The organism is Mesorhizobium sp. M7A.T.Ca.US.000.02.2.1 (genome assembly GCF_003996995.1).
In the GTDB taxonomy this organism is placed as follows: domain Bacteria; phylum Pseudomonadota; class Alphaproteobacteria; order Rhizobiales; family Rhizobiaceae; genus Mesorhizobium.
This window is the reverse complement of sequence record NZ_RZTT01000269.1, coordinates 1-8,594: the sequence shown is the minus strand read 5'-3', so window position 1 is coordinate 8,594 and position 8,594 is coordinate 1. Positions and strand designations below refer to the sequence as shown.

The 8,594-nt window shown below is 62.0% G+C and carries 14 protein-coding genes; 6 read left to right on the top strand and 8 right to left on the bottom strand.

Annotation, left to right across the window (positions count from 1 at the left end):
* Nucleotides 1-117: 117 nt before the first annotated feature.
* Nucleotides 118-375, bottom strand: a complete 258-nt coding sequence (locus tag EOD15_RS22795; RefSeq protein WP_127408838.1) for a DUF2798 domain-containing protein — start codon at nucleotides 373-375, stop codon at nucleotides 118-120.
* Between the two features lie 268 nt (nucleotides 376-643).
* Here EOD15_RS22795 and EOD15_RS22790 point away from each other — a divergent pair, with 268 nt between their 5' ends.
* The 3 genes from EOD15_RS22790 to EOD15_RS35880 all read left to right on the top strand — a co-directional run bounded on the left by EOD15_RS22790 (nucleotide 644) and on the right by EOD15_RS35880 (nucleotide 2,117).
* Nucleotides 644-1,333 carry a PadR family transcriptional regulator gene (locus tag EOD15_RS22790; RefSeq protein ID WP_127323126.1) on the top strand — a complete coding sequence of 230 codons (690 nt, stop codon included), beginning with the start codon at nucleotides 644-646 and terminating at the stop codon, nucleotides 1,331-1,333.
* A 112-nt stretch (nucleotides 1,334-1,445) separates the two neighbouring features.
* On the top strand, nucleotides 1,446-1,745 hold the full coding sequence (locus tag EOD15_RS22785; protein WP_127323125.1) for an HlyU family transcriptional regulator: 300 nt from the start codon (nucleotides 1,446-1,448) through the stop codon (nucleotides 1,743-1,745).
* Between the two features lie 48 nt (nucleotides 1,746-1,793).
* Nucleotides 1,794-2,117, top strand: a complete 324-nt coding sequence (locus EOD15_RS35880; RefSeq protein ID WP_164893217.1) for a hypothetical protein — start codon at nucleotides 1,794-1,796, stop codon at nucleotides 2,115-2,117.
* Nucleotides 2,118-2,134: 17 nt separating this feature from the next.
* Here EOD15_RS35880 and EOD15_RS22775 read toward each other — a convergent pair whose 3' ends face one another.
* The 4 genes from EOD15_RS22775 to EOD15_RS22760 form a co-directional block, all read right to left on the bottom strand.
* Nucleotides 2,135-2,770, bottom strand: coding sequence for an outer membrane lipoprotein carrier protein LolA (locus EOD15_RS22775; protein ID WP_127321869.1), 636 nt, complete (start codon nucleotides 2,768-2,770; stop codon nucleotides 2,135-2,137).
* A gap of 50 nt (nucleotides 2,771-2,820) precedes the next feature.
* Complete coding sequence (locus EOD15_RS22770) at nucleotides 2,821-3,084, bottom strand: YMGG-like glycine zipper-containing protein (RefSeq protein ID WP_127297410.1); 264 nt, start codon at nucleotides 3,082-3,084, stop codon at nucleotides 2,821-2,823.
* A 298-nt stretch (nucleotides 3,085-3,382) separates the two neighbouring features.
* On the bottom strand, nucleotides 3,383-4,585 hold the full coding sequence (locus EOD15_RS22765; RefSeq protein ID WP_127321868.1) for an MFS transporter: 1,203 nt from the start codon (nucleotides 4,583-4,585) through the stop codon (nucleotides 3,383-3,385).
* A 126-nt stretch (nucleotides 4,586-4,711) separates the two neighbouring features.
* Complete coding sequence (locus EOD15_RS22760) at nucleotides 4,712-5,170, bottom strand: Lrp/AsnC family transcriptional regulator (protein ID WP_127268102.1); 459 nt, start codon at nucleotides 5,168-5,170, stop codon at nucleotides 4,712-4,714.
* 170 nt (nucleotides 5,171-5,340) lie between these two features.
* On the opposite strand from EOD15_RS22760, the gene EOD15_RS22755 reads away from it, so the two are divergent.
* The gene (locus tag EOD15_RS22755) at nucleotides 5,341-6,075 is read left to right on the top strand and encodes an AzlC family ABC transporter permease (RefSeq protein WP_127321867.1); all 735 of its coding nucleotides are present in this window, start codon (nucleotides 5,341-5,343) and stop codon (nucleotides 6,073-6,075) included.
* Nucleotides 6,072-6,371: an AzlD family protein gene (locus EOD15_RS22750; protein WP_127326299.1), complete on the top strand. Its 300-nt coding sequence runs from the start codon at nucleotides 6,072-6,074 to the stop codon at nucleotides 6,369-6,371. The genes EOD15_RS22755 and EOD15_RS22750 overlap by 4 nt, the downstream gene beginning before the upstream one ends.
* A 20-nt stretch (nucleotides 6,372-6,391) precedes the next feature.
* Here the strand turns inward: EOD15_RS22750 and EOD15_RS22745 are convergent, their stop codons facing one another.
* The 3 genes from EOD15_RS22745 to EOD15_RS22735 form a co-directional block, all read right to left on the bottom strand.
* Complete coding sequence (locus EOD15_RS22745; protein WP_127268105.1) at nucleotides 6,392-6,685, bottom strand: type II toxin-antitoxin system RelE/ParE family toxin; 294 nt, start codon at nucleotides 6,683-6,685, stop codon at nucleotides 6,392-6,394.
* 3 nt (nucleotides 6,686-6,688) lie between these two features.
* Nucleotides 6,689-6,928 carry a CopG family ribbon-helix-helix protein gene (locus EOD15_RS22740; protein WP_127256140.1) on the bottom strand — a complete coding sequence of 80 codons (240 nt, stop codon included), beginning with the start codon at nucleotides 6,926-6,928 and terminating at the stop codon, nucleotides 6,689-6,691.
* Nucleotides 6,929-7,097: 169 nt separating this feature from the next.
* Nucleotides 7,098-7,733 carry an FMN-dependent NADH-azoreductase gene (locus tag EOD15_RS22735; protein WP_127268106.1) on the bottom strand — a complete coding sequence of 212 codons (636 nt, stop codon included), beginning with the start codon at nucleotides 7,731-7,733 and terminating at the stop codon, nucleotides 7,098-7,100.
* A gap of 111 nt (nucleotides 7,734-7,844) precedes the next feature.
* Here EOD15_RS22735 and EOD15_RS22730 point away from each other — a divergent pair.
* On the top strand, nucleotides 7,845-8,594 hold a 750-nt coding region (locus tag EOD15_RS22730), incomplete at its 3' end, for a LysR family transcriptional regulator (protein WP_148129618.1).

Sequence of the window (8,594 nt, the reverse complement as noted above, 5' to 3'; positions counted from 1 at the left end):
CCGCTTCGCCGATCTTCTCTATGCCGGGAACCGCCGCAAGGGCCGCTGGTAGCCGTTCGTCATTGATGACCAGAAGCGCAAAGGTCCGGAGGACATCTCCGGACCTTTTCGTGCGCGCTATCGGCTGGCCGGCTCGCACAGCGCGCCGACGATGCGGCGTACTATCGGCAGCACCAGCAGCAGCGTCGGAAACGCCACCAGCCAGGACAGACCCCAGGCGACCAGCCAGATGGACGGCAGCTCGGGGTGGAAGCCAAGGCTTTTCAACGTCGAGATCAACGAGACGATGAAGGTCATCAACAGCGACAGCACCAGCGGGCTGAGAACAGCGGCATAGCGCGCAGGCAGTTTCCTGCGCTGATATCTTGCATTCATTTCGGGTGTTCCCTGAAAGTGTCCGGTCCGTCGCATTGGCATCCATTCGCCGTGGCCGGCAAAATTGCCCGGAAGACCGGGTTGGATGCGTTGCTTGACGTCAGACGCTTACGGAGCAGCCGAGGCGCTCGCCGGCCTTCTAGCGGCACGTTCCAGTGAAAGCAAGCCTCTGGCGCCGCATTCAGATACATCGTAAGATATATCTTGACTCCGTCGATTGGCTTGCCTAATTAAAATATATCGTAAGATACAACTCAAGGAGCAATCAATGCACAAACATTTTGGGAACAATCATTTCGGCGAACGCATGTTCATGCACATGGCCGGCAAATTTGGTGGCAGAGGGGGCGGCGGTTTTGGCCCGTTCGGGCAGGGCGGTCGCGGTGGCGGGCGCGGCGGCCCGGGCGACATGTTCCGCGCCGGGCGCATGCTGGCCGACGGCGACCTCAAGCTGATCACGTTGTCGCTGCTGGCCGAGGCGCCGCGCCACGGCTACGACATCATCAAGGCCCTGGAAGAGCGCACCAGCGGCATCTACAGCCCGAGCCCGGGCGTGGTCTACCCGACGCTGACCTTCCTGGAAGAGGCCGGCTATGCCGCCTCCGCCGCCGACGGCAACAAGAAGGTGTTTTCGATCACCGAAGCTGGCCAGGCGCATCTCGCCGACAACCGCGAGATGATCGATGGCGTGCTCGACCATCTCGAGCGCTTCGGCCGCAAAATGGCCAAGGCGCGCGACTGGTTCGGCTGGACCGACGAGAGTGAAGAGGGCGGGCGTCGTGGCGGCCGGGGTAGCCGCGGGGATCGTTCGGAAGCGCGCGACGAATTCCGCGCAGTCCGCCACCGACTGCGCGCGGCTCTGGGTGACTTCGTCGACGCCCCGGCCGACAAGCAGGCCGAGGCGATCGCCATCCTCGAAGCCGCCGCCGAGGCGCTGGAAGCGCTGTCGCGCAAGTAAGCTCGTCCAGCCGACCGGACGCAGCCCTTGCCCGCTGGGCCAAGGACCGATAGTGAAATTCATCCCGCGTCACTCTACATGGTGCGGGATGAATGCTGTTGGAGGAAGCCCGATGTCTTTTCTGAAGCGTCTTTTCGGCGGTGGTGGCGGCGGGACCCAGGCGGCTGAGCCGACGAGTGTAGCGCCAGCCAAGCAGGTCGAGCACAAGGGCTTCCTGATCAGCGCCACGCCCTACAAGGCGGATGGCCAGTACCAGACGTGCGGCGTCGTCTCCAAGGAGATCGGCGGTGTGGTGAAGGAACACAAATTCATCCGTGCCGACCGTTTTGCCGGGCTCGACGACGCCGTCGACATCTCGATCAAGAAGGGCATCCAACTGGTCGACGAGCAGGGCGACCGGATTTTTGGGTAGATCACCGCCAGCAGGGCACTACCTAACCATGCGGGCCTTTGCACCACGATGGACCTCTCGGTCCGGGTTGACCTGACCGCCGGCGAATCAACTCGTCCTGGCGGGATCGATCGTCATCAGGCGGGTCCTGGCCTCGATCAGATGCCTTCTCGCGGCCCTTATCCGGCCGCACAATGCCAGATTAAGAGCGACGCCGCCTTCCTCGTCCAGCAAGTCATTCGCACGCTTCAGAGAGTGCTCAGCTCTCCTTATGCGCAGTCTGGCGTTGGCCGCTTCGATGCTGTGAATTTCAATCATTGTGCCGCGTCCTTTGCGGTTCCGGTCCCTTCATGGATTAAACCGCCGCTGATCATATTGGTTCCGGTGCTGTGACCATTCTGCGGCCGCCGCTATTTCGTTGGGGTGTTGAATTCACGGTTCGCCGCATAATCGATAACGAAGGTGCCCTCGGGAGCGCGAACGCCCTGCTTCACATTTGATATAGTCACCGTTGTGGTAAGTCCCTTCTCGTCGGTGAGGCTCCATCTGCGCAGATCGAGCGATTTTCTGTCGAACACCATGGAGATGTTCGAATTGCCGAAAGCCGATCTGTCGGCCAGCTTGACGGTAACTTGGGCGCCGTCGTCTCTGATGCTCTTGAGGCGACTGCCGGAGAAGTCGACCTTGTTGTCGAGCAGCAGCTTCAGCGGCGTCTTCGAGAGAGCATAGAGCCGCGATGTCTTCAGTTTCCTGTTGTAAACCACCAGGGATTTACCATCCGCAACCACGCTGATCCCAGATTGGCCAGCATAATTGAACCGGATCTTGCCCGGGCGTTGGAGAAAAAACCTGCCATGTTTTCTTTCCGCCTTCGGGCCCGACTGCACGAAATCCCCTGACATGGATTTCACCGATGAGAAGTGATCGGCAATCGTCTTCGCATCAACCGGCGCGGCCGAAATCGCAATCGTGGACGCGATATTCAACGCGGCAGCGCCGACAGCGGCAAACAAGAAACCCGGCAACTTTTTGATCCGATAGGCCATTCGACTACTCCTGGCAGACGCGTGATCGAAGGAGATCACGCGTCTTGAGATCAGTAGCCGTTCGGGCACCGCGCGACGTAAACCCGGCCGTACCGATCGCGATATCTGCACTGGCCGGCTTCGCTGGCGTGGCCGATGACGGCCCCGGCTATCGCTCCCACCGCACCGCCGACAACCGCCCCTTCCACGGGGTCTCCGGCCACCGCGGCGCCTACGGCCGCGCCACCCAAGCCGCCGACGGCGGCGCCTTGTTCGGTACGGGAGCACGCCGAGAGCGGAATGAGCAGGCTCAAAATGAGCAGCGTCTTTTTCATCGTTTCTCTCCTGAGGCTACTATTAGCCAAAGCTTAAATGCTTAAGAGAGCTTTTCGATCCATCGACTGTTGCCTGCCATTCAAGCCTGGCCGTGGTGGAGCCGCGCGCCTTCGGCTCAAATGGTACCCTCACTGGTGTGGATGGGTGCGCGAAGTCGTCGCTTGGTGCAAACGTTGGCCGTGGACTTCCGCACTCGCACAAGGGGGAACGGATGAAACAGAGGACAGGATCCGCGGCGAACCGAACGGGCCAGGCTGATTGCGCGCCCGGCCAGCAAGGCTTGGAAGTCGACCCCAACTAAGCCGGCTGCAGTTCCCTGCGCGGTAGTGGCGGGAACGCGATGGCGATGCCGACCGCGCCGAGCCCGATAAGAGCAGAGCCGATGAACAGCCAGGAATAGTTGGCGTAGGCATCGAACACCATGCCGCCGGCAAGCGGTCCCAGCGCCATGCCGAGGCTGGACAGCATGGTGGCGGCGCCGAACACGGTGCCGAGGATGCGCTGGCCGAAATATTCGCGCGCCAGCACCGCATAGAGCGGCATGACGCCGCCATAGGTGGCACCGAAGATAACGGCCAGCATGTAGAACTGCTCAAGCTGGCTGATCGACAGATAGGCGGCAATGACGATCGCCTGGATCGCCAGGCCCGCGATCAGCACCGGCTTGACGCCCAGCCGGTCGGCCAGCACGCCGTAGAAGAGCCGGCCGCCAAGGCCTGCCAGACCTTCGACACTGTAGATCGAGACCGCTGCCATGGGGGCGACGCCACACAGCATGGCATAGCTGACCATATGGAAGATCGGTCCGGAATGCGCCGCGCAGCAGGCAAAGAAGGTCAGCCCGAGCACGATGAATTGCGGCGAGCGCAGCGCCTGGCCGACTGTCAGGCCGGCACCTTCGGCAACCGGCGCGGAGCCGGTGTCGACCAAGACGGGCTTCGGCGGCTGGCGCACCAGCAGCACCGCCGGCAACAGCAGCACCCAGGCGGTAATGCCGATGTCGAACATGGCGGTGCGCCAGTCATAGGCGGAGATCAACCAGCGGGCGAAGGGCGAGATCGTCATCGGCGCCACGCCCATGCCGGCCGAGACCAGTGAGACGGCAAGGCTGCGGTTGGTGTCGAACCAGCCTGTGGTCAGCGCGATCATCGGCGCAAAAAAGGCGCTTGCCGCGAGACCGACCAGCACGCCATAGGTGATCTGGAAGCTCAGCAGCGAACCGGCGCGGCTGGCCAGCACCAGCGCCAACCCGAGCAGCACCGCGCCGATCATCACGACGATGCGGGCGCCAAAACGGTCCGATATCGCGCCCCAGGCGAAGCCACCAAGGCCCATCACCAGGAAGTTGAGCGTCATGGCGCTGGAAATGCCGGCGCGCGACCAGTTGGTGTCGATCGCCATCGGCTCCAGGAATATCGCCAGCGAAAACATCGTCCCGATGGCGACACAGGACATCAGCGCGCCAGCGGCGACGATGACCCAACGATAGGAAAGGCTCATTCAAATCTCCCATGCCTAAAGGCAGCGCTGCGCGCTGCTTGCACCCGAAGGACGCCGGCACCGGGTTCGATCCTACAATCCGGTTGCATTTTTTATCCAGTTTGACGTGACGCCGTTTTCGGCAGCTCAGATCGGCAGTTCCGACGTGTATTTGATCGTCTGGCTGGGGACGTCGGTCTTGACGTTCTGCACGCCCTTGATGCGGCTCAGATGCTCCGACTGGAAGCGGCGGTAATCGTCGATGCCGGCCGCCACCACGCGCACCATGGCGTCGCAATCGCCGAGCATCAAATAGCACTCCATCACCTGCGGCAGCTTGGCGACTTCGGTGGCGAAATGCTCGATCGTGTCCTCATCCTGCGTTTTCAGCCAGATGCGGGTGAAGAAGGTGAGGCCCTTGCCGATGCTGCCGGGGTTCAGCACTGCGACGTAGCGATCGATGATGCCGGCTTCCTCCAGCAGCTTCACGCGCCGCAGGCAAGGCGAGGGCGACAGGCCGACCTCTTTGGCCAGATCGTTGTTGGCCATGCGGCCGTCGCGCTGCAGCGCCCGCAGGATCCGCTTGTCGATCTCATCCAGCTTCATGGCTCTAGATTCCATCTATTTTGAAATTAATGGCACTCAATGCCGAGCCTAGTTGAAGTACAACAATATTCGCAACCATATTGCGGAGAATTGTGGGTATGTTTGCCGCCAGTATCATGAGAGTTCAAACGCAGGGCAGCGGCGGCCGCGAGGCGCGCCAGTGGAGACACATGAGCATTTCACAGGCAGTCGAGGCGGCGGGCAATGGTTCGCGATCCGAATTCCGCCGTGGCGTGGCGTCCTGCGCGCCGGTGCTGTTCGGCACCATCCCCTATGCGCTGGTGCTTGGCGCCCAGGCCACGCAAAAAGGGCTGAGCACGGTCGAACTGTCCATGATGACAGGACTGAATTTCGCCGGCGGTTCGGAATTCGCGGCGATCCAATTGTGGACGTCGCCGCCGCACATCGTGCTCATCGTCGCCATCACCTTCCTGGTCAACAGCCGTCACCTGCTGATGGGTGCGGCACTGGCGCCGTTCCTGCGCCACCTGCCACGGCGCAAGGTGTTTCCGGCGCTTTTCTTTATGTGCGATGAAAGCTGGGCACTGGGCCTGGCCGATGCCAAACAGCGCACCGCTGCCGGCGTCACGCCGGCCTTCAGCCCGCGCTACTATATGGGCGCGGCGCTGGCGATGTATCTCACCTGGGTGGCCTTCACCACGCTGGGTGCCTTGCTCGGTCCGATGCTCGGCGACGTCGGCACCTATGGTTTCGACATGGCGTTCCCGGCCGTATTCCTGGTGCTGATGCGCGGTATGTGGACGGGTATGGCGGCGGCGCGACCCTGGCTGGTCAGCCTGGTCGTGGCGGCACTGGTCTATCTCTTCGTTCCCGGCGCCTGGTATGTCGCCGCGGGCGCCATGTCGGGTCTGGTCGCGGCCTGGCTGATGGCGAGTGATGCATGATCGATGCAACGACCTTTTTCACCATCGTGCTGATGGCCGGCGTCACTTATCTCACGCGCATCGGCGGCTATGTCGTGCTGCGCAACCGTACGCTCAGCGGGCGTGCCACGGCGGTGATGGAAGCGGCGCCCGGTTGCGTGCTGATTGCGGTCATCGCACCGGCCTTCGTGTCGAAGTCCCCGGCGGATATTCTGGCGCTGGCTGTTACGCTGGTGGCCGCCACGCGGCTTTCCATGCTGCCGACTGTGCTGATCGGAGTCGCTTCGGCGGGGTTGCTCAGGCATTTCATCGGCTAGAAAGGCAGCGGCCAGTTGGCTCAGAGGCTCTTTGGCCACTGTTGGGCGGCATGTATGACGGTAAGTATTTCGACGGCATCTTCGCTTACGCGATAGGGGACGATATATGGGATATCGGCCAAAACGAGTTCTCGCGTCGCCTTGATGCGTCCAACGCGACCCATAGCCGGCTGTTCGGTAAGCAACTCCGCTGCGGACAAGATGCGCCCAATGACACGGGCGGCAGCTTCGGGACTGTCTTTCTCGATATGCGCGCCGATTTCGCCAAGCCGACGCAAAGCCCGCTTGGTCCAACGGATTGTCTTGCGGCTCATGGATCAGCCGGCGGGCTTGACGTATTTCCCGATCACGGCGGCCAACTCTTGTTCGCTGGCGAACTCACCGCGCTCGGCCTCGGCCAATCCGGCCTCTATCTCAGCGAGTTGCCACTCTTGACGAGCTACAAAGTCTTCGATGGCCTTGGCGGCCACATAAGAGCGCGAGCGATCGAGCTTTTCGGCAAGTTGGTCGAGCCTGTTTGTCGTGTCGTCGGGGAGGCGTACGGTGAAAGCCGTCATGGTTTCGATCCACTTGGTTCATTGTGATTGTGAGTGAACCAAGGTGGATCGTCAAGTCACACCCAAAGGACTCTGGTCGCTTCGCGCTGTTTACTGTCAGGAAAACAAGCGGGAGCGCATTGAAAAAGGGCGGGCGCCAAGCGCCTGCCCTCCAATTTAAGTCTTTTCCCTATGCGGCAGCCGCGACACCCTGGCTGGCTGCCACCACGGCATCGACCTTGGCGGTCGCCTTGGCGAGCGCTGCGGTCACCGCGTCAGGACCCATGCCGACGCCTTCGATGCGGATGACATCGACATCGGTCATGCCGAGGAAGCCGAGCACGCCGCGCAGGTAGGGAATGGCGTGATCGAACTGCACGGCCGCACCTTCGGAATAGATGCCGCCCGAAGCCAGCACGATATAGACCTTCTTGCCGGTGACGAGACCCTTGGGGCCGTTCTCGCCATAGGAAAAGCTCTTGCCGGAACGAGAGATATGATCGACCCAGGACTTCAGCGTTGAGGAGATGTTGAAGTTGATGAAGCCTGTGGCCAGGATCACGGTGTCGGCAGCAAACAGCTCGTCGAGCACGACATCGGAGACGCCGACGACCTCAGCCTGGCGCGCAGTGCGCGCTTCCGCCGGCACGTAGATGCCGCTCGCGTAGTCGGCGTCGATATGGGGGAGCGGATTGGCGACGAGGTCGCGCACGACGAGCGTGTTCGACGGATCGGCGGCGACGAGCTTTTCAGCGAATTCGGTAGCGATGCGGGTCGAATGGGAGGCGGCGCCGCGCGGGCTCGAAGTGATGAGAAGAATGGACATTTTGGGCTCTCCAGCGGTTGGAATGATTTGTCCCGCCAGATATGGGACTTTCGATCCATTCAATAAACTGGTATATTTTCTATACGATCCATCTATAAGTTAGATATCACGATGCAGCCAAATCCGACGCTCGATCAACTTCAGATCTTTGTGACAGTCGCCGAAGCCGGCAGCTTCTCGGCCGCCGGCCGCAGGCTCAATCGGGCACAGTCCGTCATCAGCTACGGCATAGCCAATCTCGAGGCGCAGCTGGGGCTGAAACTGTTCGAGCGCGAGGGTACCCGCGAGCCGCAATTGACCGAGATCGGCCGGGCGATGCTGGAGGATGCGCGGCGCATGATCGGTGTGCTGCAGCGCATCCGCTCGTGCGTCGACGGCCATCATCAAGGGCTCGAGGCTGAAGTCGCGCTGTCGGTCGACGCAGCGTTGCCGTCGCCGGTGCTGGTGCGGGTGCTGAAGGCGTTCGAGGCGCAATTTCCGACCGTGATGCTGCGCCTGCATATCGGTACGCTCGGCCTGATCCCCGATCATGTCGTCAGCGGGCAGGCCGACCTTGGCATTGGTGGCCTGCTGGGCGATGTCGATGTGCATCTCGTGCGCATCGGCTTCATGTCGATCGTGCTGGCTGCCGCGCCCAGCCATCCGCTGGCCCTGCTGCCGAAGCCGGTGGCGATCGAGGATGCGCGCGAACACACGCAGCTTGTCGTCACCGACCAGTCGGAGCGCACCAAGGGGCGCGACTTCGGCGTCTTCGCCTACCGCACCTGGCGGCTGACGGATGTGCGCACCAAGCATATGCTGATGCGCGAGGGGCTGGGCTGGGGCGGGCTGCCGCGCTGGCTGATAGCAGACGACCTGGCG

Bases quoted from the DNA above. Each gene is read 5' to 3' on its own strand.
- EOD15_RS22795 (WP_127408838.1), bottom strand. From the start codon at position 375: ATGAATGCAAGATATCAGCGCAGGAAACTGCCTGCGCGCTATGCCGCT.
- EOD15_RS22790 (WP_127323126.1), top strand. From the start codon at position 644: ATGCACAAACATTTTGGGAACAATCATTTCGGCGAACGCATGTTCATG.
- EOD15_RS22785 (WP_127323125.1), top strand. From the start codon at position 1,446: ATGTCTTTTCTGAAGCGTCTTTTCGGCGGTGGTGGCGGCGGGACCCAG.
- EOD15_RS35880 (WP_164893217.1), top strand. From the start codon at position 1,794: ATGGACCTCTCGGTCCGGGTTGACCTGACCGCCGGCGAATCAACTCGT.
- EOD15_RS22775 (WP_127321869.1), bottom strand. From the start codon at position 2,770: ATGGCCTATCGGATCAAAAAGTTGCCGGGTTTCTTGTTTGCCGCTGTC.
- EOD15_RS22770 (WP_127297410.1), bottom strand. From the start codon at position 3,084: ATGAAAAAGACGCTGCTCATTTTGAGCCTGCTCATTCCGCTCTCGGCG.
- EOD15_RS22765 (WP_127321868.1), bottom strand. From the start codon at position 4,585: ATGAGCCTTTCCTATCGTTGGGTCATCGTCGCCGCTGGCGCGCTGATG.
- EOD15_RS22760 (WP_127268102.1), bottom strand. From the start codon at position 5,170: ATGAAGCTGGATGAGATCGACAAGCGGATCCTGCGGGCGCTGCAGCGC.
- EOD15_RS22755 (WP_127321867.1), top strand. From the start codon at position 5,341: ATGAGCATTTCACAGGCAGTCGAGGCGGCGGGCAATGGTTCGCGATCC.
- EOD15_RS22750 (WP_127326299.1), top strand. From the start codon at position 6,072: ATGATCGATGCAACGACCTTTTTCACCATCGTGCTGATGGCCGGCGTC.
- EOD15_RS22745 (WP_127268105.1), bottom strand. From the start codon at position 6,685: ATGAGCCGCAAGACAATCCGTTGGACCAAGCGGGCTTTGCGTCGGCTT.
- EOD15_RS22740 (WP_127256140.1), bottom strand. From the start codon at position 6,928: ATGACGGCTTTCACCGTACGCCTCCCCGACGACACGACAAACAGGCTC.
- EOD15_RS22735 (WP_127268106.1), bottom strand. From the start codon at position 7,733: ATGTCCATTCTTCTCATCACTTCGAGCCCGCGCGGCGCCGCCTCCCAT.